The sequence below is a fragment of the Lysinibacillus sphaericus genome (genome assembly GCF_002982115.1).
In the GTDB taxonomy this organism is placed as follows: domain Bacteria; phylum Bacillota; class Bacilli; order Bacillales_A; family Planococcaceae; genus Lysinibacillus; species Lysinibacillus sphaericus.
Map to the genome: position 1 here is coordinate 2073123 of NZ_CP019980.1, position 24786 is coordinate 2097908.

Consider the following 24786-nt stretch of genomic DNA (forward strand, 5'->3'; position numbering starts at 1 on the left):
TCATGCATGCCATTGCTTTGTATAACATTTTTTATAAGAAAGCAGTACCGACAATAATTAAGAGAATAAAGAGTACAACAATAAGCGTAAACGTAGAGCCATTGCCGCCACCATAGTAATAGTCACCGCCGTAGTTATATCCACCACAATAATTATTGTTCCAGCTTCCTACATTTCCGTAGTATCCCATGAAACATACCTCCTTTCCTTCCTTCAATTTATAATATGTTCCCTGTTGAAATGCGGAGGGGTATTTATCCCAATTCAAGCCCATCTGTTTTAGAAATGTTTTTTATAAAAAAATGTGTAAAGTTTTTCATTACAAAAAGCTGCAGCGTATAAAAACGCTACAGCTTTGAATTGGTTACCTGTTTGGTTTGTCAGTAAAAGCATTATAACATACTTTTTAAACTGCAGTATAGCAATTCTAATTCACTACATTAATTTTGGCTAATATGTATAAGGAGTTACTCCCACTACAATTTTATCACGGTCTTTAAATGTTCTTTCTGTTCAAAATACATAGTAGCTTAAACACTTGTAATTCATTTTAAACAAACCCAATATTTGCGAAAAAGCATAGACAATTTTATGTTTCCCCTAATGTCTTAGCCCACTTTAGATCATTGTAGAAAGCATATGGATGTGCCAAAAAGTACAACGAATGATAGGTACTGGTTAGAAGCTTGAGGGAGATTAATTTACGAAAAGTTAGTTCTTTCTGTATTTTTGTTAACCTCCATAGGTCTAGGAATTGAATATGCTAGAAATGAAGGCAGGGATTGAAGAAATCCAAAAAGTACTTTATGAAAAATAAAGTAGTTTTTTTATGCCTTCAGCTATCACCTGTGTGGGGGGCTAATATAGAGGAAAGTAGGTGATGATATGGAAACAAATACATTTTGGTCTTCACTTATAGGAGGTATGACCGCATTAATCGTATATCTAATTGGCGGTGTGGATGAATTGGTGACATCTTTAACAATATTAATGGCAATCGACTTAACATTAGGTGTAATGGTTGGTTGGATCATCAAAGATATAGATTCTCGTAAAACGTTTAAAGGTCTTCTGAAAAAGACAGCCATGATTTTAATGGTTATCGCAGCAGTTCAGTTGGACAATGCGACAGAAAGCGGCAACTTTATGCGTAACGCCATGATTTTGTTTTTAATTGGGATGGAAGGTATAAGTATAATCGAAAACTTAGGTAAGTTGGGCATTCGTGTTCCAAAGTTTTTAGCAAATGCTTTTGCACAGTTGAAAAAGGATAATGATGATAAAAAGGATGATGAGCAGTAGATTGTAGTTAAAAGTCTCGTGACTTAATGGATACTTTTTAATGTCTTATAAGGATATTACATTAAACAATTCCCACACAGTAATGGCAAGAAAATAGACACAAGGCCATTTGCCTATCAAAATAGATTTTCTACCACACGCTGCCTTTGGATAAGACTGCTGAAGACCTTGTATCTGTGGATTATAGCATATGGTGCGGGGATTGTTAGTCGAAAGGAATAATCTCATAGAGGTAGCAGGTCATAAAAATGAAACGTTTAATTGATCTTTTAACGCAGCACAAAATGGTAGCTGTTTTTCATAAAAATAATAAAAGAGTCACATCTAACTAGGTGGGGCTTTTTATTTTGCATTTAATAATGAGGGGAAGAACGTGTTGAAGGATAACACATCTCGAAAGAATGGCGTTGAAGGAATATTGAAGCATAAATGGATGTGATAAAGAGAACGTTGCCTTCAACAAGCTTTACCAAGTTTATTTGGAAAGAGGTGGTAGTATGCAATTAACCGATGGCTCCTGGATTTTTGAAACCGAAGAGGTAGAAGCGGCTGTTATGAACTTAGAACGAGAGGGATACGAGCGAGAAATGTTGAACGCCTTCGCTCGATATGCTTACTTACGTTATAAACAAGTTAGGGATACTGTAAATCCACGGAAGTGCAAATACATGTTTATTGATAAAGTAAGAGAACAATTAAAGTCCCCAGCAAAATTACGTAGAGTTAGTAGTTTATTGAATATGACCGAAGAGGAAGTACAATACATTGTGGCATTTGTAAAAAAGCATTTGAAATATGTAAAATAAATAACCCTGTTTCAGTGAACTGGAAAATAAAATAGGTTTATTGAAACTTTGTAAATTATATAAACTTTTTGCCAATCCAATGAGCTATTAACACTATAGGAAAAAAGAGCACACCAAAAGGTAAGGATATCAAAATCATTTTCCACGTAACAATTTGCTCCATCCATAATGATCTATATAAAACAATGCTGTATGGAATAATTATAATAACCGATGTAATAGTTCCAGGAGCAATAGAGCGGAATATAATTGTCTGCCCAATATGCGTAAACGCATGAATAAAAAATACTAATGAAACGGCTATAAAAAAGTATAAACTCCAACTAGTACCATTATAGAGATAGTAAATAGCTGAAACAGTAGCTGCACTGACAAATAAAAAAATAACAATAACTGCTGCTGCAAATTGAGCTGTCGTCATAGAAAACTGCTTCACAATTCGGTCAGCTATTTTGGGAGGCAACCGTTTATAAATCTTATTTCGATTCGTATGTAACCATTTTTCTACTAATATAATCTCTTCAAAATCGTGGATAATGAAAAGAATAGGAAATAACCAGATTAATGTTTGAACATTTAACCAGAATGCCATATTGACCTCACTTGCTTTCGTTTATATTTGGTCATGTATAAAGATTGTAGATTGGAATGGAAAAATGATTAAAGGGTCACTGGACCAGAGTGACCCTAACCAACAAATCAGGAGGTGCAAAGCTAAATTTGCTTTACACTACTATTACTATGATGAAATAGTTATGATAACTAGCTATTAGCCTGCAAACTAGATAAAAAATAAATACTTTATTATTTATAAAGTTACGTGTGTTTCTATGATTATAAGTATTATACCAATTATGGATTATTTAGTTAATTACTTTTTGAATAATCGTGAGTGATAGTTAACTTTTTGTAAAATACTGCTCTTTCGACAAATACGAAATGTTGATTAAGAAAAATGTTTCTAATTTATGCAAGAAATTCAAAGTGCATTGTAATGCATAGGGAAATAGTATAGTGAGTATGCGCAAGGATAAGTCTATCTACATGTGACATTGTCGATCTTTTTAATCAAATTTGTTGTTTTCAATTGTCAGAAATTATCAATATATCTTATAATAATAAAAAATATAATATAAGAGGTGAACTTATGGGGAAACCAGTAGATTACAATCTATTTCCAGCCTATCAAAACACACTTGAAGACAGACTAACCGAACGAAAAGAAGAATATATAGAAGAGTTAGAAAAAGCAAAACTTGGCGGGTATCTATTAGATTTTGAAAAATTATTAGAAGAAGTACCGCAATAAAAAAAGCACCTCACAGGGGGTGCTTTTTAGTTGAAACAAATCGTAAAAACCTGTATACCTCGTTACATACCAATCAAAAAAATTTCTTATTCGCCATTACATATCAAATAAAATAAGATTTTAGCAAATTGCTACAAAGTTTGTATAAGAATTAATAATTCAGTAAATATATTTATTTTGAATTATCTTCAAAATAATAGTTAAATAACCCTGATTTTTAGCTTGAATATTGAAATGCTAACCGTAATTGTTAAAATAAATTTTAACTAGATCTAGTGAGACATAGGAGAATACGTGTCCAAATCTTAATGAGGTGGGTAGTATTAGATACCCATTAATAAAAATACTATGATAATGTTCGGTTATAAATAATTTTAATACTCTGAAAACTGATAAACAGATTAAAATTTAATGTTTATAGGAGGATTAGTATGAAAAAATTTATTTGTTGCGTTAGTAGTAATTTTGGTATTTTCTACTGTTGCATCTCCAACATTATTGACAATTGCAAGTTACGAAAATAATTTAACGCTAGCTTCGAAATATAATAGCTTTACGTTGCTTTATGATAATGGTAATCATTCAGCTTTTCAATTAAAAGATGAAGCAGGAAATATTTTTGAGTACGTTGAAGATGTAATCAGTAAACCTGATGGAACGGATGAAATTACCCAAAAAATATTTAATATTTCACCTAATAACGAGAAAGAATTAATAGATGAGAAAGTTATTAGGATAATGGAAACAACAGAAGAAATAATGATTAAAGAACTTACTAATCTGAATAGTGTGGAAGTGAAAATAAACAAAAATAATCCTCAATATAATACTAATAGTACTTTCCAACAACAATCTTATAATAATATTAATCCTAAATTAAAAACATTGACTGCCTCAAAGGGGGCATCTGGCGGTTCTTATATTGCGGCTATTCGTTGGGAGGAATCACCTAATAATAATAATGCCTATGCTATTTTTGGTACGATGTCTAAAACGACAACGAAGCAACAATGGCAGTATAGAGATTTTAAAGCAGCAGCTAATAATATAGTTGATCAAGAAAGAAGTCTTCTATTAGGCGGCTTAGGTGGCGTTGCAACAGCAGTCTGGGATGCTGTTAAGGGTGGTAATCTATTATCATGGGAATTAATTAAAAAGATATTTAAAAGCCTAGGAAAAAGTATACCTGTTTTTGGAACAATTCTTATTGTATTTACTTATGTTAATTTATGCCTTAAAGCAAAGGAAAAATATAATGCTATACCATAATTAAAAATAAAACTAAGTAACCATATAAGGTGATTGTTTTGAATACTTTCCTTGAAATTCTATTGGGCGCTTTAATAGTATTCGTTTATATTAAATTAATATCGTTTATTTTTAAAAAATCGGTAATGTATATGAATAGAAAAAGTACGGACTTTCTTGCACAAAGACTTCCTGGCTGGCTAATGGTTATGATATCAAGCGGTTGTATATTTTATTACACACTACCATTTTATCCTTATTATATAATGCAAACGATAATGTATGTAGCAATGGGTGTTTGCATTGTATCGTTATTCTTATTGTTGGTCGTTAAAAATATTAGCATATCTATATATAACAAAATCCTAATAAAAATTAAAAAGGAGTATGATAGCAAATAAAGCATAGTCAAAAGAAGTTTTTGAAGTTTAATGATATATAACCATTTAGTTTCTATGGAAGAATTAGAAAACAAAAAAACTTGCTAGATTTTTGAAATTAGCGGAAGAAGTACCCAATAAATTAGGAGGCATCTCACTTTAAAGTGAGGTGCTTTTCAATATAGTCTAGAACAGTTTAATAATTATCAAATAAAAATATCATGGCATACCATAATAATGAAGATGTAAAAATTATAGAAGGAGGATTTCTTATGAATTCTCTTTTTAATATTTTATTGAGTGCTTTAATTGGCTTCGTTTATTTGAAAATAATGTCTCTTGTTTTCAAAAAATCGGTAATGTATATGAAAGAAAAAAGCAGGGACTTCCTTGTGCAAATATTGCCAGGGTGGCTTTTGATCATGTTATCAAGTGGTTGGATATATTGGTATGCACCTCCGTATTTGACATATTATTATATTATGCAAACTATAATGTATACCGCCATGGTTGTTTGTATTATGGCGTTGTTCTTATTATTGGTGGTGAAGCCGATCAGTATCAATAAATACAACAGAATAGTTGTATTTATTAAAAAGGATTTTAATCGTAATGAAAGCTAAGTTAACAGGTTCTAAACATATAGATGTGCAGCCATTAAGTGTATTGATACTAAATGGCTGCTTTTTAAATAAATTAGAGTACTACGCAGAATAAGTAATGTAAATAATGTGCTATTGTTATAGAATGGTAAAAATACGATTTTGAAAGTAGAGGGAAAAGCATGTTTCCAATATTACATACCGAGCGTTTAGTGCTAAGAGAACTGACAGAAAATGATGCGCAAGCAATATTAAGTTGTTTTTCAAATCCAGACGTTTTACGTCATTATGGGCAGAAGCCGTTAACGAGCTTAGAGCAAGTGAAACAGATTATCCAAAATTTTTCTACTAATTTCAAAGAAAAACGTGGCATTAAATGGGGAATATCCGTGCAAGGACAAGAAGAAATTATCGGTACAATTGGTTTTCAAGATTGGTCTGTTGAGCATAAAAAAGCGGATATCAGTTATGCACTTTTCCCTAATAGTTGGGGGCAAGGCTTTGCAAAGGAAGCTGTGGGTAAAGTTATTTCCTATGGTATTCAAGAGATGAATTTGGTGCGCATAGGAGCCATTGTCTTTACGGAAAATGAAGCTTCGAATAAGCTATTGGAAGCATTGGGTTTTGAAAAAGAAGGGGTTTTAAGAAACTTTATGCATCAAAATAATATGCCTTATGACACTAATGTTTATTCTTTCATTAAGTAAAGAAGTAAAGAAGTAAAGAAGTAAAGAACAATATTGAATATCATCGAAATAAATAGTGAAATATAGTGGAAACTTTATTTACTAAATAATTTGAAACATGGAATAGTAACAAGTATAAACCCCGAAAGATGTTTTGAACAAATGTCATCGTCTAAAATGTGCAGTGCTGTTTTTGTGCGAACTGTAGATTTATTGAAAATAAAATACTTATAGTGTTGCTCACCGACTATTTATGGTAAGCCCCTCCATACAAAAGAGTTATTGCGCAAGTATGGGAGTTATTGTTTCCTAACAGTTTTAATCCTGTAGTGAGCTACGATTTAACTTTTAAACCTAGTAATGATGCAAATCCAACAGCTTGTTCAGAAGATACTTCGCAACCTTTTATACTTTCCAAAGTAACATTCAACCTTTCATATCGACATGAGCTAATATCAATACCTTTTAAAGATGTTTGAGAAAAATCCACATCGTTAATATCACACTCATTAAAAATGACTTTATTAAATTTGCATTCAAAATAGTTGGCGCTTTGTAGCGATGAATGATTAAAAATGACCTGTTTTAAACGAGTCTCTGTAAAATCACATAGATTTGCAATGCAATTGTCAAACGAAACATTTCCTACATGAGCTTCTGCTAAATTCAATCCTAATACTTTACAATTGTCGAATGTAACTCTGTGAATTAAGCCTTCCCTAAAGCTGGCATTTGATAAATCACAGTTTTCAAAAATTACATCAGTCAAATCAATTTTTCTAAAAGATACATCTATGAATCTAACATTTTTAAAGAGTACTTTTGATAAAATAAGTCTATCAATAGCTATATTGTCAATGACCGTATTGGCGATAACACAATTGGATAAGTACGGATCTTCTTCATAAAAAATATCTTGAATATTTACTTTTTCTAATGCTAAAGGCAATTTAGGTGATTCAATTTTAAATACTTTTGCCACTTTATCACACCTCTCAATGTAATGATGTATATAGAATAATAAAAAATTCATGCTTTTATAAGACTTTATTTTTTCTTCATAGTATGGACATAGCAGTTTGTGTTACAAAGGACCGATTGGGGGAATTAACATTGGAAGATTCGGTATTAAAATTTTATGATGAACTTGCAGAAGATTATCATCTAATATTTGTTGATTGGCATTTAGCCATTGCTCGGCAAAGTGAAATTCTATATAAAATTATCCAATCGAAGTTAAACTTATCTTCGATGCAGCAGGTTTCTTTATTAGATTGTTCATGTGGCATTGGTACACAAGCGATTGGTTTGGCGAATTATGGATTTCATGTAACCGCTACTGACATTAGTGCTGTATCTGTAAAGAGAGCTGAAAAAGAAGCAGCCCGTTATGGAGTAAAAATAAACTTTGGAGTAGCAGATTTTCGCGAGCTCAATACATATGTATCAGGCTTATTTGATATTGTGCTATCGGCGGATAATGCAATACCGCATTTACTAACAGATAAAGATTTGCACAAAGCTTGTCAAAATATGTATGAAAAGCTTCATCATAACGGTTTACTTTTAGTTACGATAAGAGATTACGATGCGATGGTTATAGAGAAAATAATTACAACACATCCAAATGTTTTGGACGAAGGAAAGAGAATGACTTTTCAAGTCTATGATTGGGCAGAAGATGGAAAAACGTATACAGTAAAACAATTTATTATGAGAGAAATTAACGGTGAATGGAAAACAAAACATAATAGTACGCAATACAGGGCACTGTTACGGGAAGAAATTAACAAAGTACTACGTATGATTGGTTTCGTCAATATTGAATGGCATTTCCCTGAAAATACAGGTTATTATCAACCGATTTTGACTGCTCGTAAAGTGTAAAATGCAGTTCCCAATGCAAGCACACTAACATAAATTTTTATACTAAATATGAAACTTTTTGACTTTTCAAACGTATATTTTTGAAATAATGGTTTTGTGGAGGTAAAAATGTATAAATTTAGTGTAGTGTTTGTTGTGTTTATCTGCTTATTAACGGCTTGTACACAAGATGAAGTTGTACCGAAAGAACAAGAAATTGAGGATGAACAGATTGTAGTGACACCTGATGGGAAAGTAACCTTTGAGATTATTAATAACATTAAGGTTCCACAAGAAAAAGTGGAAGAAATTAAAGATGAACTTCTAACAGCCTATGAAGTAATACAAAATTCGATTCAAACTGCTTATGTTCCTTCCGATAAAATCAACGTTTATCTCAATGAGGGAGACCTTGCTTCATTGGGCTTGGCATCTAGAATCGAGCTATATGGCGTGAAGGAAGACAGATACCCACTAATACATGAATTAACACATTCCTTACTGGGCTATGGGAAAGATTTTGATACAAGCAGTGGGTATTTTACACAAGAGGGTTTTGCTAGTTATTTGGAAGAAAAGTACGGGGAAAATAAAACATATCCCCATAAACTTGTAAAATATTTTATGGATGCAAACAAATTAATCCCTATTAGTAATTTGATAGATTCTAATCTGGATGAATCCTATTTTCGCCCTGTCCTAATAACTGAAAAAGATGTTACCCTTCGATTGATGAGCTATACACATGCTTCTTCTTTTGTAACATATTTAGTAGAGACTTACGGGTTAGAAAAGTTTGAACAGATTTACAATGAAAAGGATTTGTCAAAAAAAGTAGCGGAAGTATACGGAAAAAATATGAGTGAATTAGAAAATGAATGGATTGTTTTTCTTAATAAGGATTCAAATAATTTAACATATGAAGAGAAAATGGACATGGGGTATTTTTTTGCTATCTCTTCAGTTATCGATACGATTGATTCGAAATTTTTTTCAAAGGAATAAAATGATGCGTGTAACAGATGATTGTTCTTTATTTGTTCGTAGATAAAATTTCAAAGCGTATGTTATTTCCGCTGTCGTCTTAATCAATAATTTGCATTTTATTTTACAATTGTTTATTCTATCATAATACTTAATTTTGGAAATAGGGTGATGGACATGAACAGTTTAGACAGGGCAAATAGAAAAAAAGGAAGAGCATTAAAAATTTTAGATGAATTACAATTAATGCAAAGATGGAGTACGATAGGGACTTGTTTTGTAGTGGGTGCAACCGCTTATGATTTAATCGTATCGCCTGATATTGATATGGAGACATTTAGTGATGAATTAATTCCAGAAAAAGTAATGATGGCGTTGGCACCATTATTAGACAATCAAAATGTAGTGGAACTAAAATATAAAAATTATATGGATTCTGATTATCAAGGCTATTATTTTAAAATCATTTATTTAGCTAATCAAGAAGAGTGGAATATCGATATGTGGCTTTTTTCAAATGGACGTCAAGGAGCACTCTCTAAAGATTTGGTGCCTTTTATGAAAAAAGCGTTAACAGAAACTTCGAGAAAAGCTATTCTTGATATTAAAGAAGCTTTACTAGAAACTAATTTAAGTTATTCATCAATATTTATTTATCAGGCTGTAATAGAATTTGGGATTCGAAATGTGAATGAATTTTTAGAATGGACGAAAAACCATGCTACGAATTTACTTATTGACTGGACACCTAATAGCCATTAGGTGTGAGAAAATGGGGCACTTCTCTAGTTTTTAAGACTTGATTTCGACATATTTTGGCAGAGTTTCTTCGTTTTAGACTATCTTTTTATAGTAACATGAAGGAAAAAGATGAGGAGATTGGAAATGCCTGATTTAGTGCTTGCCCTGTTTTTATTGAACCTTTCTTTATTTCTTGTGCATGAAATGGATGCGATTAGGCGCTCGGAGTGGCGGCTGTTTGTTGTACTAAAGGATATGGAAGATGAGAAAGCTTACAAAGTATTCACATTGATTCATATAGTTCTTTACATAATTATATTTTTGTTATTATTTAGTCAGTATCAAACGATTCTTTTTTGGATTTTAGATATATTTTTTATTGTTCATTCCATATTGCATTTGTTTTTTGAACGACATCCTCGAAATAATTTTAAACATGCATTTTCAAGAGCGATTATACATTCGTTAGGCATTCTTTCAGTAGTACATTTATTATTTTTAATTTAGCTTTAAAGCAAAGCCATATCTTTAGTGATATGGCGTTTTTTATTGAAGAAAAATAGGCCATAATTTGGAATAATACACCTAGATAATATAGTAAAATGAGGGATGAATAGATATTTGAATTATTTGAAAATTAAAGAAAGGATGGGGGATAAGGTGGTATTGCTTAAATACGATATAGAAGCGAAAGATATTAGGATGCTAAAAGAAGTTTATCAATCTGTTGGATGGCATAAACATAACGAACTTATCATCGAGAAGGTTTTTAATGCAAGTACTCATGTTGTAGTTGCATTGGTGGATGGCAAAATTGTAGGTTTTGTTAGAGCGCTTTCAGATGGGGTATTTAATGCAGCTATTTATGATGTAGTTGTCCATAAAAAGTTTCAAGGCCAAGGAATTGCAAGGTTGCTTTTGGAAGATATGAAGCAGCAGTTAGAAAATGTTTCATGCATTCAGTTAATTGCAACAACTGGTAATGTTTCTTTTTATGAAAAAATGGGATTTAAAAAATTGAAGACAGGTATGGGGATTTATAAAAATCAGCAACTAGCCCAAGAATATTTAGAGTAAATTTTGTAATGGATCGATCAATAATCATTAAAAAACCAGAATAGATGCTACAATATGTAGATTAATTCTGGTTTTTTTAAATAATCCAATTAATTTTATATACAAATTGTTCCTGTTTTTATACCAGTCGGTCCATTAAATCCAGGGATTGTATCAACTACCATATTTGTTGCGATATTAATAACAGACACCGTATTATCTAGTTGATTTGTGACATATGCAAACGTTCCATTCGGTAGGATGGTTACTTGGTCAGGGGAGATGCCTACAGGAATTGTTGCAATGACTAAATTTGTAGACGTATCTATAACAGATACTGTATTACTACCTTTATTTACAATGTAAACAAATGATCCATCGGGTGTAATAGCTGTTCCAACAGGTCCATTACCAACAGGAATTGTAGCAATTACTGTATTTATATTTGCATTAATAACGGATACTGTATTGCTCGCTTCATTTGTGACATAAGCAAATTGTCCATTCGGTGTAAAAACGATGGATCTTGGGCGAGCTCCTACAGGGATTGTTGCTACAACTATATTCGTTAGCGTATCAATAACTGATATTGCATTTGAATTTTCATCTGCAACATAGGCAAATGCACCATTGGGTGTAAAAGCTATTCCCTGTGGTGCAAGACCTACCGGAATAGTTGCAGTTACCGTATTTAAAGTTGTATTTATGACAGACACCGTATTAGAGCCTTGGTTAGAAACATAAGCCAATGTTCCATTTGGTGAAATGGCAACACCTAGAGGATTGATTCCAACTGGGATGGTGGCCACTGCCATATTCGTTGCCGTACTAAATACTGTTACATTATTCGAAAAGTATGCAGGCACATAACCGAATGCGCCATCTGGGGTGATTGCTACTTCTAAAGGAGCGGTTCCCACCGGAATGGAAGCGACGATAGTATTTGTAGATGTATTAATTACTGAAACTCTATTGTCGGGCGTTTCTATTTGACCAGCATCCGTAACATACACTAGATAGTTGCAATTTGGTGGGGAAGGAAATGGCGGTTTACATTTACAATTACAACAAAAACAGCAACAATGACAACAACAATTAGGATTTGATTTAATCTTAAACTTTTTAAAATAATTTGGTTGTTTTTCCACGTTAGTCCTCCTTTCTTTCATATATTGCTACTATATGTACACGTAACCATCTTCCTTGTATGTTTTCCTACATCTGAAAAGACACGCTTTCATATTAAGTACTTTTATTTAAATAATGTTTTAAATTTTGTGAACAGTTTTAATGTTTCTTTACGCAAATAAAATTTAACTCTTAAATGAATCATATTTTTTCAGACGTTAGCATAGTGAAATAAAGGGGGATAAATATGGGAAATGTGAATATTTATGAAATCATTGGCTTTTCAATTGATCCTATTTATGAGGCATTAACAAAACTTATGGTTGATGAAGAAATCGTCATTGGCAAATATACCATTCGTAAAACACCAAAATTTTATGAAATTGAAAATATAAATTTGCATGAATGTTTTAAAGAAAAAGAGCATTGTTATCAATTTTTATGTAACTTGCTCATAATTAAATAATTACGTTACGACAGCCGTTATGGATGTATGTTGATTTACTGGAAAAAAACAAATATTGTATGATTTTATTCATATTATCAAAGAGTGAAGGGGGATTATTATTGAATATCGAGTTCATAAACAGCAAAATTTCAGAACGTTTATTGAGTGGTACATTTGAAGTAAGTTTGTTTTTAATTGAAAAGATTAAGACGCATGATATGTTAGACTATTTTTCATTTCAACCATCAATAAGCCATTCTTTACAAAAAGAGATAATCAATATTATCCAGCCAACTATTGATAAGCTTGTTGGAAAAGAGCAACTAGAATTTAATGAAAATGGTCGACCGAATGGCGTAGTGGAGTATTGTAAGTCATCCTATATAGGAATAACTTATGATCATTTATTCAAAAGTTTACAGGAACCGGGTGAATCATTGAATGAAGATGTGCAAAAAGATTTATACTGTATAAAAATTGAAATAGAAGCAGGGGAGTATGCTTATTTCCTAAATCGCATTCCGCAATTTAAGAAGTTTTCTAAAGGGCTTTGGGGAATCATTGCGGATACTACTTTTAGAAAAGTCTCAGATTCATTTATTGGCATTGAACCAGGGTTCGATTTACTTATTTATGATAACGAAATACTAGTGGTAAATAATGTTTCAGTGCAACGAATTTTCGATTTGAAAACAAAGTATGTGCACAATACGAATTCGGTCTTATGTGCTTTTGAAGAAACGAATAAGTTAGAAGGCTTTGAACAATTTAAAAATGATAGCATTGAAGATGGTAATATAGTTAAAAGAGTTTCGCGATTAATGACAAAGCCTGAGAGAATGACAAGGTTCGTTGAAAATTTTGATAAAATAGAAGAAATTATTAAAGAATTTGACTTAAATATAGAATTAAACGAAGAAAAGTCAAAAATAAAATATACAGATAAAAAACAATTAAATGATATCGTCAAGTTACTGAATGATGCTTATTATAAAACTGTTCTTACGGGTGAAAGAGGCAGAGATGATTTAAGGTAATTTATTAAGAAAGGGTGGAGGAAAAATGACAAATCTTTTTAAATTGTTTCTGTTTATATCGTCATACTCTCCATTATATGTCATTGTTGCTCTTTCCATATTCCCTTACGAAAATATTGATTGGCAGTCATTTATTGAAGATCAAGTAACGTTTACCGTTACTATTATCTTGGTCGTATTATTTTCCCTTTCCTTTTTACCGATTTGGTATATTAGGAAATGTGAATTAAACAGCACGATTGTTAGTGAGCGCGTAGCAAGAAAAAATGAAGAGATTTTAAGTTACTTAGTGACATATATCGTTCCTTTACTAGCCATCAATGTTAAAGAAGTAAGTACTTTGATTACAAATGGGATTTTGTTTATGATAATTGGCTATTTATATATTAAGTCTAATATAATCCATGTGAATATAACGTTCTTATTATTTGGATGGAACATTTATGAGGATGAGCTTGGCCGCGTAATTATCTCAAAAGACAATCCAGATTATTTTATCAGAATGAACATTGCTAACAACCCTATCCGTGTTAGAAAACTGGCTAGTAATATTTATTTGCATAGGTCTTAGAGAAAGTAGCAAACCATTGTGAAAAGTCACTATTTGACAATGGGTAGGACTTAAAAACAGCCAAATTAATTAGTAGGCAAGGATACTCCTTATATGACAAACAAAAAAGCCTATACCAAAAAATGATATAGGCCAAATTCAAAAATTAATCTGTTTTTAGGAGAGAATAAATATTAATATCTATAAAATTCCCTTTTGAATTTTCGTATTGTCTTAACTTTCCTTCGAATGTAAAATGAAGCTTTTGTAACACTTTTATAGAATTTACATTTGCAGGTTCTACCTTTGCTTCAATCCTATTGATTTTTAAAGTTTCGAAAGCATATTCAATAAGTGCCTTTATACCTTCAGGAGCATACCCCATGCCCCAATAGGCTTTCGCGATATCATAACCAATTTCTACTTTTGCATTATCTAAGTCTATTGAATTGAATCCACATGTTCCTATTATTTCGTTGGAGTTCCTTTCAATGATGCTAAACCGTATCGCTTCACCAGCATGAGCTAATTCTTCTAGAAGTTCAATCATCTCTGTTGCTTGCGTTTCATGCGTAAAGGTAGTGATATTCATGTATTTCGTTACATCTGGATCAGACCAAAGTTTAAACAAGCGAGGTGAGTCTGATACAGCCAATCTTCTTAAATGTAATCTTTGAGTGTGTAGTTCTTTTATCAATGCTTATACCTCCAATATTTTTAATCAGTTAGATAAAAAATATTGCCATCTGCGCATAGTTCAGTCCCTTCAAGGTTTTTATTCTAGTCTATGTTATTTCTCTTTCACTTTTGTTTTTCTAAGTAGTATTGCTGCCATAAATAAAAAAACAGCTATCCATAAGGAAAAAAGAAAGTTTTCAAGCAAAGCCCAATGATTATTTTTGAAATAATACCAAATTCATGATAGTAAAAAAACAGTCATAATGAAAGTGATATATAAGTACTTTCCGAATTTTGTCAATTGAAACACCATTGTGCATCAGTGTAACTTTAAAATTACAGGCTTTACAACCTTAAAAGAGGCTATGTAAACTTTTGTGGCTTTGTAACCTTGATGGAAGCTAGTTCACCTCAATCTTTACAAAAGTTAAAAATGTATGGCGAACCAACAGAAAATACGGATCCAATAGCTCTAACATTACCTTGGCTTGTTTCACTACCAACTTGACCGCTTACAAAGGAATCACCACCACAAGCTTTACAAATCCATTTACTATTCTCCATAAATGCACCTCTTTATGTAATATATGTTAACTATACTATAAAGTTGATGATAGCGTCTAATCTCTTCAGCGCATCATAGGTACTAATTCGTTTCTTGTCGTTCCCACTCGCTTCGTAAAATCCCCATTTTTATAGCATCATAGTATTTTCCATCAACAATTCGTGCATCTCTAATTCTTGCCTCTAATTGCATCCCTAATTTCTCGGCTACTCGTATCATTCTTTCATTACCAGACCAAGTAGACATCCCTAATCGATGGAGGGGTGTATTTTCAAAAAGATAGTCAATCCATAAGCGATAAGCTTCTGAACCATAACCACCATTCCAATAAGCTGTATCATATGTGACAATCCCTGTTTCAAGCCAGTTAGTATTTTTATCTACCCAATAAGCACCGACAACACCAATAAACTGTTCGTCTACTGCTATGATTAATGAACTTGGAACATCTTCAAATAATTCTTCATCTTTTGTCCATTCCTTTAAAAACGCAGCTTTAGACTTATGTTTTTCTGGAATATATGGACCGTTCCATTTCTTTGCTTCTTGTTTCTCATCAACATACTTCCAAAAATAGATATTTTCAATATCGGAAGGAGTAGCTGTTCGTAATGTAACTTTATTTCCTTTTATATGTATCATTGTATTCTCCCCTTGTTTATAACAAAACTACTATACTATAATATCATAATCAAATATTTTCTTATTTTATAGTATGTCGAAAGCATAGAGCGTACTAAAGGATTTAAAGTCAGCAGTATTCCTTCCAGTTCTTACTGGAAGGGAGGATAAGTTGCCTTACAAAGGAAAGTTATTATAGGAAGGAGCATTATCTATGAATTTTGAAGAAGATATCCATCTACATGTTGGATTTTATGATACTAATGGTGAATTTGAAGGTATTTTTTTAAAACAAAAAAGTGGCGGGACATGGTGCTTATTTTTCCATAATGAAACTTATAATGTATCCCTAAAAAAAACGTATGCTTTATTTGATCAAGATTTTGGGTATATGGTGAGAGAATACAATATTTGTAATTTAACTTTTGAGCATGGGAATGAATTATTCAAAGAATTTTTATTAGAAGAGGAATTAATCGTTATAAGGGAGGGGGACAATACTTTTCATCTGAATGAAGTAAAAGTCCAAGATCATTAGGTTTCAGCTAATCACTGCCAAAAAACTCTACAGAACCCGAGTTTGGCGACAAACTGAGAGTAATCTCATCCTCTATAAAAGTTATACTGAAAACTTTTATAGGATTTATTTTAGTTTTAAGCTGATAAGTAATGCCAAACACTATGTTAAAAATTAAACAAAATTTAAAGGATTCAAGAAAGCTCAATATCAATTTGTTTCCAGTGTTAAAAAAATTCACATGACCAATAACAGACATAATAAGCCAATATCATTGGCCCATTAAAACATTGAGCTAAATCCAGCTCGCAATTCCCCCATATACTAATCAAAACAAGAGGACAGCGCGCCTGACATAGCTACACCCGCTGTACCTACAAATAGCTCCTCCGCCAGCACCTAACCCTAAGCTAGTTATTGCACCAAGAACTCCTAATGTATATGTCCATAGTTGAACGAGCCAGCCAGTCTAGTCGTTTGAGCCGATTGTTCCCTGCTATGTAATTTTATAATCAGTCCACTAGTACCGGATTTATAAATTAAATACGCTATTACCAAGACTATCTATTGCATGCGTTGGCAAAGTCTCTATATAATCACCTTTTGTAACAATTATATTTCCAACATCAGCATTTTCAATTTTCACCTCTTCGTTTAACAAATCTAAACCCATTGTACTTTCCTAAATTGTTATTGCAACATCATTATTCTGCTCTGCTACATATATAGTTGATGCACTTAAAGCCGTATTTCCAGTGAAAAACCAGTCAATATAAAAATTCCCTCATGATTGAAAACCCACGCTTAATCTAGACTTAATGAAGTATTTATAATGCTTTAGTAGTCGAGTTACATGATAGATAGACTGAAACCTACTGTCTATTTTCGTATAAGGGAAGAGAAGGAGGCAAAGCTCTAATCTAGTTTTAATAGCGTTTATCTAAAAATAACTAGTAAATTAACTCCAAATTATGTATATTTATTATGAGGAGGAATTAATTATGAAAAAAATATTAGTATTACCATTATTATTGTTATTTGGAATTATTTTTGCGGGATGTAGTGCGGATTCAGAAAAGGAGAGTGGAGACAAAGAGGAGGTTGCTGCAGATACAACTGAAAAGACTTCTGTGAGCAAACCACTTAAGGTCGATAAAGAGCTATTAAATGTTGAGGTAACGATACCTGCTGATTTTTTTGAAGATGAAGATATAGATACAGTGATTGCTGATGCCAAAGACGAAGGTATTCAAGAAGTAATTAAGAACGATGATGGTTCTTTAACGTTTAGAATGTCTGAATCACAGCAGAAAGAAATCTTGAAGGATATGGAAGAAGAGATTATCGTGTTCGTAGAAGAGATTGAAACAGATGAACAATTAGCTATTAAGGATATAAGTTACAATAATACATATTCTGAGTTCACAATTTTAGTTAACCCAGAAGAATTAGAAAGCACCCTAGACATGGACGCTGATGTTGATCTTGTTCTTATGGGTATTTTCTATCAACTGTTTAATGGAGTAGATCCAGCGAAAAATAAAGTAACCGTTACTTATAAAAATGAATCAAATGGTGAAGTAATTGATACAATCGTATATCCAGATGATTTAAATGAGCAAAATTAATTTTAAAATTTCAAGGAGTAAAAGCACTTAAAAAGCACTTAAAAAGTGCTTTTTTATTTTGCACTAAAAGGAATTTGAGGCATATCATAGGTCTATACGCAACTATGATTTAATCAGACTTAGGAGTCCATCGGTGTTGCAATAGTTAATCCAAAAGAAAATAATTGTTGATACTGTGATAATTTCATCGGAAGCTAAACAAGTTAAAAAGGTTTGCTAAAATGGTGTTTACAAATCTATTACTCTGTTACAAATGATGTCAATTTCTTTAAAAAAGCTGCTGCGTCATTATGATACAGATAGAGATAAATGCTATTGCTTTTTATATTTTTTACTAGTCCATGCCCAATTTATGAAAGCAAAAATAAGGACGGTCCATAGAGAAAAGAAAAAGTTGCTAAGCAAGTTCCAATTACCGTATTTCAAATAATCACGAATCAATAAAATTAAAAACAGTGATAAAAAGTAGAAGAGATAGATATATTTCCTGATAAATGCCATATTGTTAACCTCATTATGTATTTTCTATAAATTGTAGCACATAAAACGTCGACGTTTGCATCAACACAAAGCGGAATAGATAATCAAGCATTATCATTAGAGAAAGTATAACAATGGTGAAATTTATGTTTAAGATTTTTGTGGTAAATCTATACATTGCGCTTATAAAAGGTAGTGCTTTTGTACAATACAGATAGAAGCGGAAGTCTTTAGTTAAGGGAGTCATTTTTAGTAGGAGGGGCTAACATGTGGTGGAAACTTAACAAAATAATTGAGGATGTAAAGCAAATTGTAAATGGATAAGTCGGGAGAGCGACAAGTTGGATGGTGAAAATGCATTTGAACATCGAAATACCAAAACATTTCATTGCATCCATTATGCTTTTGGAGATACTCAAAGAGAAGTAGAATGGTTCTACCCACATCTCTGGAGGACAATAAGTAAAGAGAATGCTCCTGACGAGCACTTTATAGCGATTGGTTAAAAGCATTACTTATCTTAAGAATTATATAATGTTAAATTTAGAATTATCTCTATAGTATCTTATAGATAATTAAAGATGTAATTTAAAGAGGAGTGAAAGGATATGCTGAAAATTCTACCAATTGTTTTTGGAATCATTGTAATCGCGCTTTCAACTTATGGACTTATCACACGTGATTATCAATTTAATTTCGTAACGATATTCTTCTTAAGTTTATCGATGTTAACTTTAGGCATTAATGCATATCAAAGTGAGAGAAAAGCTTACGCTTGGTTCTTAATAGGTGTATTTTTATTTTTAGTATATGTGTCAATTCAAAGTTTTATATATAGGTAAATAATTGACTGCAAGGGATATAGAATGGAAAATTCACAAAAAGACATGCCATATTGGTATGTCTTTTTTTGTTAAAATCTCCTTTGGTTCTTCGGTGTTCTATGAGCTTAGATATAATGATTGCTTCACTACAACTATGTAACAAAATCATTAAGTGAAAAGATTTACAGGATATTAATATCTAATTAAAAAACGCATGTTAGTTTGTTTAGGTGAAAGAAGTAATTACCTTTTATGAGAGGAGAAAAAATCATGGATAAAAACATTGAAGTTTTAAGAACAGAGGGGGATATTAATTTAACAAAAACTCGTTCTGTCTGGCAAGAAAATCATTTAAGTAAAGAATCTTTTGAGTTTATAAACGATGACACCAAGTATTATTTACATCAGTCTCTTTCTACTCCTTGTTTAAATATTATTGAAAAAAGCTATGGCATTTACATAGAGGATATAGACGGAAGGAAGTATATGGATTTCCATGGGAATAATGTTCATCAAATAGGTTATGGGAATGAGTATGTTATTCGCGCCGTAAAAGAGCAGTTGGATACACTTCCATTCTCACCAAGACGTTATACAAATAAAGTTGCAATCCAGTTAGCAAAAAAATTAGTTGCTATTGCACCAGAACCTTTAAATAAAGTACTTTTGGCACCTGGAGGAACTTCAGCTGTTGGTATGGCTTTAAAGCTTGTTCGAAAGGCAACAGGTAAATTTAAAACGATATCGATGTGGGATTCGTTTCACGGCGCATCTTTAGACGCAATTTCAGTTGGAGGAGAAGCGCTTTTCCGTAACGGTATGGGCCCATTAATGCCAGGGAGTCTACATATAGCGCCTTACAATTCATATCGCGGTTTGTTTGAGGATGACAATGGTAGGTTTAAATCCCTTGATTATCTAGAGTATATACTAGAAAGAGAAAATGAAATCGGTGCCATTATTTTAGAGCCTGTTCGTTGTACAGATGTGCATATCCCACCAAAAGAGTACTATCAACGTTTACGCAATATTTGTGATAGCAATAATATATTAATGATTTTTGATGAAATTCCAACTGCTTTAGGACGAACAGGAAAAATGTTCACTTTTGAAAACTTTGGAGTTATTCCAGATATTGTTTTATTGGGAAAAGGATTAGGTGGAGGCGTGTTTCCAATGGCGGCGATGCTCGTAAAAGGACAACTTGATGTTGCCCAAGATATTGCACTTGGTCATTATACGCATGAGAAAAGTTCGCTAGGCTGTGCAGCAGCATTGGCTACTCTTCATTATATTGAGGATTTTAAATTAATAGAAAAGGCTAATCAATTAGGAGAGTATATGAGAATGCGACTTGAAAAGATGCAAGAGCAGTATGAAATTATAGGTGATGTACGAGGAATCGGTCTTTTATATGGCGTAGAACTAGTATTGGACCGCCATTCGAAAGAAAAAGCTATAGTTGAAGCAGAACAAGTAATGTATAAATGTATGGAGAAGGGATTAAGTTTTAAAGTATCACAAGGAAATGTGCTTACGCTCACGCCACCACTGATTATTAAGGAACAAGAATTAGAGCTGGCAATGGATATTTTAGACCAATCTATCCAAGAGGTTTTAGAGCAGTAATATAGATTTATAAAAAATTGATGAAACATCTCATAGGAGGTGTTTTTCTTTTATAAAGAAACAATGGCGGGTAAGGTGAAAAGTAATTGCATTAAAAAACAGATAGTGTAGGTACTATTAACACATTTTTGCACTTTAATAGAATGTGTGTAAAGGTGAAAATATGGTATAGTGAAAAAAGAGGTGTAAAAAATTGGTTAGAGGGAATAGTGAATTTTTAGAAACAGGAACTAATTCAAGAGATCAGAGGGAGTTGATAAAATGTATTTATAATTGTAAAGATAAAGAGTTAATAAAATTTTTAGGTAAACACCTAAAAAGAAAAGATTGGAATGGAGATAGTTTTTATACTATTTTTAAAAGACTTCTAAAATATGAGACAAGAAATTCAAATATTAAAGGTTATATAAAAAATATTCAAGCTCTTTCTACAGAAGATCGGTTAATTTTGAAGGCAAGATTAGTAGAAATTGAATGTACATATGATAGAGTTTCCATATTAAACCTGAGTGGTGTAGGACTATTTGCTTTTTTACTTATCTATAAAGAAATGTCAAAAGAAATTTTATTTAAACAGCTCCCAGTAACCTATTATTATTTTATGCAAGCTGTTTATATTTTGGTTATATTATTTTTAATTAAAAAAGCAGTTAAATCAAAACATTTACAATCCCAAGCTAAGTATTTCTTAACAATAATTGATAACGTTAAAAATTAATCAATAGGGAACAAGAAGTTTTTCTAATTGCCATAAAACGTAATATGTGCCATACAAGTTTGCAGCGAATACGTTGAATAAGTGATTAATCTAATAAAGTGATTGTTTGGATAGATTTGTTGCTATTGCTATCCTTGAATTTGAAAAATTTTTAATTAGTAGTTGACTAAAGAAAAAGTTACAAGTAGCATAAAAGAAATAACGTTGTATTCTTATAAACTTAATAAGGTATAAAAACCTTATTCAGTAATTATAAAAAAAGTAGTCAAATTCTAAAGAGGAGTGATTGTAAATGGCAATAACAACATTTAAGGCAAACACATTTTTAAAAGAAAAGGTTTTGGTAGAAGCTCATGTTAGAGGACATAAAATTATTGTAGATGAACCAAAAGAATTAGGTGGAGATGATCAAGCTCCAAATCCTGTAGAACTCTTGCTTTCATCTTTAGGGGCATGTCAATCAATAGTAGCAAGAACGTATGCGAAGAAGTTTGATATAGACCTTCAAGATTTCTGGGTGGAATTAGAAGGAGACCTTGATACAGATGGCTTTTTAGGCAAGTCCGATGTAAGACCAGGATTTTTATCAATCCGATATACTTTTCATATCAAAACGAATGCATCAGAGGAAAAGGTAGAAGAATTTAAAAAATATATTGAAGCACGTTGCCCTGTAGGTGATTCGATTGCTAATACAGTAAATCTTGTGTCTTCAGGAATTGTTATTGAGAATTCTGTAGTTTAATCTATTTTTATGTAATGCGTAATATAATTTTAAGCTAGATATTCAGAATGTTCCAAACGATTTTCAAGTAACTTTGTATACTGAGAGGGAGGGGCACTAAGTGTTTCCTCCCTTGTTACTTACATACTGGGGCAAGACATACATAATCGGCTCTATTTTTAGTGATGAGTATATTTTTGTGTAATACTTTAGAACGTAGTAAAATCATATTAACATGTTAAAAGGTGATGAAATATGTTTAATGGGAGGTTGGGTCGATGAATGAAAACAAGAAGAGTAAATTACAAACATTAGCAATCGTCATAATAATTGCACTATTGGTTGCGGCCTTTGTAACTTTTTTCTTAGGGCATTTCGTCGTAGGTTCAGTTTTATTTGTAATCTTTATGATAATCTTGAATGCTATTAGTAGTTGGACGAGAATCAAAAATACAGAGTATATTCATTTTAAAGAGCATAAATATAATGAGAAGTGGTGATGAAACGCGGATTTTGCTATGGTAATTATCCTAATCATGCTTTCTAGCCCTTTTTAATTTTGTCATTCCATGGAGTGAAGACAACGATGTCCTACAAAAAATGGGGCGGAGTATCTTGATAAAGTTGACATAGCAAAATACTTGTTTTACCCTTGATAAAACTAAAAGCACAAGTTTATTCATGTGCTTTTGGTTTTTATATATATTTATAAAGTTGATAAACCCTAAATTTAGATTGTCAAAATTGATAAATAAGATATTCATTATATTAAATACAAGCCTGCTTATTAGTAAAAGAAGAGCAAAATTCGCATTAAGGTACTGACCCCGATATATAAGACAGTAATCAAAAAAACATTACCCAACCAGTTGTCGGTATTGAACCGGCGACTGGTTGTTTAGTTTTGTTTGAATTCGGTTATTGTTATAATGGTTTATAAAGTCTTTGACAGTTTGTACTACGATGGTCATCGTAGTACTGTTAAAATTGTCTAAGTAGAATGTTTCAGGACTTTAACACAGAATGAAACGATACGATTGGGGCATTATCAGCGGGCGTACCTTTACGGGACATGCTCATGGTAATGCCTTTTGCTTTTACGGCCTGTTGATAATTATACGATGTGTATACCGCCCCTTGGTCACTGTGCAACGTACACCCTTCGGTCAAATGATGAAGTTGGGCTAATGTATCCAGCACAAAATCAGTATCTTGGCAGTCTCCAATCGAATAGGCAATCATTTCACCATTATATAAATCTTGAATACTTGAAAGATACAACTGTTTTTGACCAAATGGCAAGTAAGTAATATCAGTTACGAGCTTCTGTAACGGTGCGGTGGCTTCAAAATCGCGATTTAATAAATTTGCTGCGATTGCATAAGGTTGTCCTGTTCGTTTCCGTTTTTTCACTTTCACGCGACATTGCCAACCATATTTTTGCATGATACGTTGAACCACTTTATGATTGACGCACATTTCTTGACGTAAAAGTGCTGTAATTTTTCTGTAGCCATAGCGAAATTTATTTGCTCGACAGAGTTCACCGATACGTCTCTCTATTGCTTGACGAGACCTTGCATCGGTAGATGCCTGTTTCCAACGATAGTAGGTAGATCGTGCAATCCCAAAGTGTTTACAAATGTCCTTTACAGACATCATGCTTCTTAGTGACGCAACTAACTGTACAGCTACTTCTCCAACCACTTCCTCTCCAACTCTGCGTACTTTTTTAGCACCTCAATTTGTTGCTTTAAATAACGGTTTTCCAATGCTAATTTCGTTTGTTCATTGTCCGGTTCAGGACCCTTATTAAAGATATATTGTTTGCCTACAGGTTGTTTCAAACGATTGACTTCACCATTTCTATACCAACGCACCCATGTTTCGACCTGTGTTTTATGGCGTATATTTAATTCCAATAGAATCTGTTTGACAGGTACACCCGCTAATCGCATCTTAATCGCTTTCATTTTTACTTCATAGGGATAACTCACTCTTGTTCCCATAGAAAAAACACCTCCAAATTGAAATTTAAGTACCTATACCCGAATTTCAATCGAAGATGCTTTTTTTATTTGTCTATACCTATTGGGGTCAGTTCCTAATTCAATAAGTTATTTTTTTGTCATTTCTTGCGCTTACCCGGGAAATTTTTTTATTTCCTAATTAAAATACCCCATTCTAATGGCATTTTGTAACACAAAAAAGGAGGACGAGGACAAATTGGGATTATCTGAGTAGCTAAAAATAATAACT

The 24786-nt window shown here is 32.3% G+C and carries 30 protein-coding genes and 1 pseudogene; 22 read left to right on the top strand and 9 right to left on the bottom strand.

Annotation, left to right across the window (positions count from 1 at the left end; translation table 11 throughout):
* Positions 1–31: 31 nt before the first annotated feature.
* Positions 32–190 (bottom strand): YjcZ family sporulation protein, encoded by a 159-nt coding sequence (locus LS41612_RS23765; RefSeq protein ID WP_080653413.1) that lies wholly within the window; start codon positions 188–190, stop codon positions 32–34.
* A 695-nt stretch (positions 191–885) separates the two neighbouring features.
* On the opposite strand from LS41612_RS23765, the gene LS41612_RS10410 reads away from it, so the two are divergent.
* Complete coding sequence (locus tag LS41612_RS10410; RefSeq protein WP_024364917.1) at positions 886–1302, top strand: phage holin family protein; 417 nt, start codon at positions 886–888, stop codon at positions 1300–1302.
* Positions 1303–1799: 497 nt separating this feature from the next.
* The gene (locus tag LS41612_RS10415) at positions 1800–2108 is read left to right on the top strand and encodes a hypothetical protein (protein WP_024364916.1); all 309 of its coding nucleotides are present in this window, start codon (positions 1800–1802) and stop codon (positions 2106–2108) included.
* A gap of 55 nt (positions 2109–2163) precedes the next feature.
* Here the strand turns inward: LS41612_RS10415 and LS41612_RS10420 are convergent, their stop codons facing one another.
* Positions 2164–2700 carry an HXXEE domain-containing protein gene (locus LS41612_RS10420; RefSeq protein WP_024364915.1) on the bottom strand — a complete coding sequence of 179 codons (537 nt, stop codon included), beginning with the start codon at positions 2698–2700 and terminating at the stop codon, positions 2164–2166.
* 555 nt (positions 2701–3255) lie between these two features.
* Here LS41612_RS10420 and LS41612_RS23310 point away from each other — a divergent pair.
* From LS41612_RS23310 to LS41612_RS10440, 4 genes are all read left to right on the top strand, one after another.
* Positions 3256–3417 (top strand): hypothetical protein, encoded by a 162-nt coding sequence (locus tag LS41612_RS23310; protein ID WP_162832729.1) that lies wholly within the window; start codon positions 3256–3258, stop codon positions 3415–3417.
* A gap of 465 nt (positions 3418–3882) precedes the next feature.
* Positions 3883–4686, top strand: a complete 804-nt coding sequence (locus tag LS41612_RS10425) for a hypothetical protein (RefSeq protein ID WP_024364914.1) — start codon at positions 3883–3885, stop codon at positions 4684–4686.
* Positions 4687–5317: 631 nt separating this feature from the next.
* Positions 5318–5668 (top strand): hypothetical protein, encoded by a 351-nt coding sequence (locus LS41612_RS10435; RefSeq protein WP_024364912.1) that lies wholly within the window; start codon positions 5318–5320, stop codon positions 5666–5668.
* Between the two features lie 161 nt (positions 5669–5829).
* On the top strand, positions 5830–6354 hold the full coding sequence (locus LS41612_RS10440) for a GNAT family N-acetyltransferase (protein WP_024364911.1): 525 nt from the start codon (positions 5830–5832) through the stop codon (positions 6352–6354).
* A gap of 313 nt (positions 6355–6667) precedes the next feature.
* On the opposite strand, the gene LS41612_RS10445 is transcribed toward LS41612_RS10440, so the two are convergent.
* A complete protein-coding gene (locus LS41612_RS10445) occupies positions 6668–7315 on the bottom strand; it encodes a pentapeptide repeat-containing protein (protein ID WP_024364910.1) in 648 nt (215 codons plus the stop codon).
* Positions 7316–7446: 131 nt separating this feature from the next.
* Here LS41612_RS10445 and LS41612_RS10450 point away from each other — a divergent pair, with 131 nt between their 5' ends.
* From LS41612_RS10450 to LS41612_RS10470, 5 genes are all read left to right on the top strand, one after another.
* Complete coding sequence (locus tag LS41612_RS10450; RefSeq protein ID WP_024364909.1) at positions 7447–8220, top strand: class I SAM-dependent methyltransferase; 774 nt, start codon at positions 7447–7449, stop codon at positions 8218–8220.
* A 108-nt stretch (positions 8221–8328) separates the two neighbouring features.
* Positions 8329–9204: a hypothetical protein gene (locus LS41612_RS10455; RefSeq protein WP_024364908.1), complete on the top strand. Its 876-nt coding sequence runs from the start codon at positions 8329–8331 to the stop codon at positions 9202–9204.
* A 156-nt stretch (positions 9205–9360) separates the two neighbouring features.
* Positions 9361–9945 carry a hypothetical protein gene (locus LS41612_RS10460; protein ID WP_024364907.1) on the top strand — a complete coding sequence of 195 codons (585 nt, stop codon included), beginning with the start codon at positions 9361–9363 and terminating at the stop codon, positions 9943–9945.
* 123 nt (positions 9946–10068) lie between these two features.
* Positions 10069–10431: a DUF6713 family protein gene (locus LS41612_RS10465; protein WP_024364906.1), complete on the top strand. Its 363-nt coding sequence runs from the start codon at positions 10069–10071 to the stop codon at positions 10429–10431.
* 141 nt (positions 10432–10572) lie between these two features.
* Positions 10573–11001 carry a GNAT family N-acetyltransferase gene (locus LS41612_RS10470; RefSeq protein ID WP_029747491.1) on the top strand — a complete coding sequence of 143 codons (429 nt, stop codon included), beginning with the start codon at positions 10573–10575 and terminating at the stop codon, positions 10999–11001.
* A 95-nt stretch (positions 11002–11096) separates the two neighbouring features.
* Here LS41612_RS10470 and LS41612_RS10475 read toward each other — a convergent pair whose 3' ends face one another.
* On the bottom strand, positions 11097–12128 hold the full coding sequence (locus LS41612_RS10475; protein ID WP_024364904.1) for a beta-propeller fold lactonase family protein: 1032 nt from the start codon (positions 12126–12128) through the stop codon (positions 11097–11099).
* A gap of 227 nt (positions 12129–12355) precedes the next feature.
* On the opposite strand from LS41612_RS10475, the gene LS41612_RS10480 reads away from it, so the two are divergent.
* The 3 genes from LS41612_RS10480 to LS41612_RS10490 all read left to right on the top strand — a co-directional run bounded on the left by LS41612_RS10480 (position 12356) and on the right by LS41612_RS10490 (position 14164).
* On the top strand, positions 12356–12574 hold the full coding sequence (locus tag LS41612_RS10480; protein WP_024364903.1) for a hypothetical protein: 219 nt from the start codon (positions 12356–12358) through the stop codon (positions 12572–12574).
* A 101-nt stretch (positions 12575–12675) separates the two neighbouring features.
* The gene (locus LS41612_RS10485; RefSeq protein ID WP_024364902.1) at positions 12676–13593 is read left to right on the top strand and encodes a DUF4868 domain-containing protein; all 918 of its coding nucleotides are present in this window, start codon (positions 12676–12678) and stop codon (positions 13591–13593) included.
* 25 nt (positions 13594–13618) lie between these two features.
* On the top strand, positions 13619–14164 hold the full coding sequence (locus LS41612_RS10490; protein ID WP_024364901.1) for a KwaA family protein: 546 nt from the start codon (positions 13619–13621) through the stop codon (positions 14162–14164).
* Between the two features lie 145 nt (positions 14165–14309).
* On the opposite strand, the gene LS41612_RS10495 is transcribed toward LS41612_RS10490, so the two are convergent.
* The 3 genes from LS41612_RS10495 to LS41612_RS10505 form a co-directional block, all read right to left on the bottom strand.
* Entirely contained in the window at positions 14310–14840 is a 531-nt protein-coding gene (locus LS41612_RS10495; protein WP_024364900.1) for a GNAT family N-acetyltransferase, read from the bottom strand.
* Between the two features lie 392 nt (positions 14841–15232).
* Positions 15233–15385: a hypothetical protein gene (locus tag LS41612_RS23315; protein ID WP_162832728.1), complete on the bottom strand. Its 153-nt coding sequence runs from the start codon at positions 15383–15385 to the stop codon at positions 15233–15235.
* Between the two features lie 82 nt (positions 15386–15467).
* Positions 15468–16028: a GNAT family N-acetyltransferase gene (locus tag LS41612_RS10505; RefSeq protein ID WP_024364899.1), complete on the bottom strand. Its 561-nt coding sequence runs from the start codon at positions 16026–16028 to the stop codon at positions 15468–15470.
* Between the two features lie 193 nt (positions 16029–16221).
* On the opposite strand from LS41612_RS10505, the gene LS41612_RS10510 reads away from it, so the two are divergent.
* Complete coding sequence (locus LS41612_RS10510; RefSeq protein WP_024364898.1) at positions 16222–16545, top strand: DUF3986 family protein; 324 nt, start codon at positions 16222–16224, stop codon at positions 16543–16545.
* Positions 16546–17056: 511 nt separating this feature from the next.
* Here LS41612_RS10510 and LS41612_RS23120 read toward each other — a convergent pair.
* A complete protein-coding gene (locus LS41612_RS23120; RefSeq protein ID WP_158694852.1) occupies positions 17057–17197 on the bottom strand; it encodes a hypothetical protein in 141 nt (46 codons plus the stop codon).
* A 328-nt stretch (positions 17198–17525) separates the two neighbouring features.
* On the opposite strand from LS41612_RS23120, the gene LS41612_RS10515 reads away from it, so the two are divergent.
* The 7 genes from LS41612_RS10515 to LS41612_RS10540 all read left to right on the top strand — a co-directional run bounded on the left by LS41612_RS10515 (position 17526) and on the right by LS41612_RS10540 (position 23027).
* Complete coding sequence (locus tag LS41612_RS10515) at positions 17526–18152, top strand: hypothetical protein (RefSeq protein ID WP_024364897.1); 627 nt, start codon at positions 17526–17528, stop codon at positions 18150–18152.
* Between the two features lie 821 nt (positions 18153–18973).
* Positions 18974–19138: a hypothetical protein gene (locus LS41612_RS23125; RefSeq protein WP_158694853.1), complete on the top strand. Its 165-nt coding sequence runs from the start codon at positions 18974–18976 to the stop codon at positions 19136–19138.
* A 102-nt stretch (positions 19139–19240) separates the two neighbouring features.
* On the top strand, positions 19241–19474 hold the full coding sequence (locus LS41612_RS10520; protein ID WP_024364896.1) for a DUF3953 domain-containing protein: 234 nt from the start codon (positions 19241–19243) through the stop codon (positions 19472–19474).
* Positions 19475–19726: 252 nt separating this feature from the next.
* Positions 19727–21085 (top strand): (R)-1-hydroxy-2-aminoethylphosphonate ammonia-lyase, encoded by a 1359-nt coding sequence (gene pbfA / locus LS41612_RS10525; RefSeq protein ID WP_029747489.1) that lies wholly within the window; start codon positions 19727–19729, stop codon positions 21083–21085.
* Between the two features lie 193 nt (positions 21086–21278).
* Positions 21279–21803: a hypothetical protein gene (locus tag LS41612_RS10530; RefSeq protein ID WP_024364895.1), complete on the top strand. Its 525-nt coding sequence runs from the start codon at positions 21279–21281 to the stop codon at positions 21801–21803.
* Positions 21804–22095: 292 nt separating this feature from the next.
* The gene (locus tag LS41612_RS10535; protein ID WP_024364894.1) at positions 22096–22548 is read left to right on the top strand and encodes an OsmC family protein; all 453 of its coding nucleotides are present in this window, start codon (positions 22096–22098) and stop codon (positions 22546–22548) included.
* 257 nt (positions 22549–22805) lie between these two features.
* Positions 22806–23027 carry a hypothetical protein gene (locus tag LS41612_RS10540; protein WP_024364893.1) on the top strand — a complete coding sequence of 74 codons (222 nt, stop codon included), beginning with the start codon at positions 22806–22808 and terminating at the stop codon, positions 23025–23027.
* Between the two features lie 357 nt (positions 23028–23384).
* Here the strand turns inward: LS41612_RS10540 and LS41612_RS10545 are convergent.
* Positions 23385–24536, bottom strand: a pseudogene (locus LS41612_RS10545) (IS3 family transposase).
* Between the last annotated feature and the right edge of the window lie 250 nt (positions 24537–24786).

Bases quoted from the DNA above. Each gene is read 5' to 3' on its own strand.
- LS41612_RS10455 (WP_024364908.1), top strand. From the start codon at position 8,329: ATGTATAAATTTAGTGTAGTGTTTGTTGTGTTTATCTGCTTATTAACG.
- LS41612_RS10440 (WP_024364911.1), top strand. From the start codon at position 5,830: ATGTTTCCAATATTACATACCGAGCGTTTAGTGCTAAGAGAACTGACA.
- LS41612_RS10510 (WP_024364898.1), top strand. From the start codon at position 16,222: ATGAATTTTGAAGAAGATATCCATCTACATGTTGGATTTTATGATACT.
- LS41612_RS10535 (WP_024364894.1), top strand. From the start codon at position 22,096: ATGGCAATAACAACATTTAAGGCAAACACATTTTTAAAAGAAAAGGTT.
- LS41612_RS10480 (WP_024364903.1), top strand. From the start codon at position 12,356: ATGGGAAATGTGAATATTTATGAAATCATTGGCTTTTCAATTGATCCT.
- LS41612_RS23310 (WP_162832729.1), top strand. From the start codon at position 3,256: ATGGGGAAACCAGTAGATTACAATCTATTTCCAGCCTATCAAAACACA.
- LS41612_RS10490 (WP_024364901.1), top strand. From the start codon at position 13,619: ATGACAAATCTTTTTAAATTGTTTCTGTTTATATCGTCATACTCTCCA.
- LS41612_RS10415 (WP_024364916.1), top strand. From the start codon at position 1,800: ATGCAATTAACCGATGGCTCCTGGATTTTTGAAACCGAAGAGGTAGAA.
- LS41612_RS23120 (WP_158694852.1), bottom strand. From the start codon at position 17,197: ATGGGTTTAGATTTGTTAAACGAAGAGGTGAAAATTGAAAATGCTGAT.
- LS41612_RS10520 (WP_024364896.1), top strand. From the start codon at position 19,241: ATGCTGAAAATTCTACCAATTGTTTTTGGAATCATTGTAATCGCGCTT.
- LS41612_RS10515 (WP_024364897.1), top strand. From the start codon at position 17,526: ATGAAAAAAATATTAGTATTACCATTATTATTGTTATTTGGAATTATT.
- LS41612_RS23765 (WP_080653413.1), bottom strand. From the start codon at position 190: ATGGGATACTACGGAAATGTAGGAAGCTGGAACAATAATTATTGTGGT.
- LS41612_RS10410 (WP_024364917.1), top strand. From the start codon at position 886: ATGGAAACAAATACATTTTGGTCTTCACTTATAGGAGGTATGACCGCA.
- LS41612_RS10505 (WP_024364899.1), bottom strand. From the start codon at position 16,028: ATGATACATATAAAAGGAAATAAAGTTACATTACGAACAGCTACTCCT.
- LS41612_RS10435 (WP_024364912.1), top strand. From the start codon at position 5,318: ATGAATTCTCTTTTTAATATTTTATTGAGTGCTTTAATTGGCTTCGTT.
- LS41612_RS10460 (WP_024364907.1), top strand. From the start codon at position 9,361: ATGAACAGTTTAGACAGGGCAAATAGAAAAAAAGGAAGAGCATTAAAA.
- pbfA (WP_029747489.1), top strand. From the start codon at position 19,727: ATGGATAAAAACATTGAAGTTTTAAGAACAGAGGGGGATATTAATTTA.
- LS41612_RS10540 (WP_024364893.1), top strand. From the start codon at position 22,806: ATGAATGAAAACAAGAAGAGTAAATTACAAACATTAGCAATCGTCATA.
- LS41612_RS10470 (WP_029747491.1), top strand. From the start codon at position 10,573: ATGGGGGATAAGGTGGTATTGCTTAAATACGATATAGAAGCGAAAGAT.
- LS41612_RS23315 (WP_162832728.1), bottom strand. From the start codon at position 15,385: ATGGAGAATAGTAAATGGATTTGTAAAGCTTGTGGTGGTGATTCCTTT.
- LS41612_RS10420 (WP_024364915.1), bottom strand. From the start codon at position 2,700: ATGGCATTCTGGTTAAATGTTCAAACATTAATCTGGTTATTTCCTATT.
- LS41612_RS10465 (WP_024364906.1), top strand. From the start codon at position 10,069: ATGCCTGATTTAGTGCTTGCCCTGTTTTTATTGAACCTTTCTTTATTT.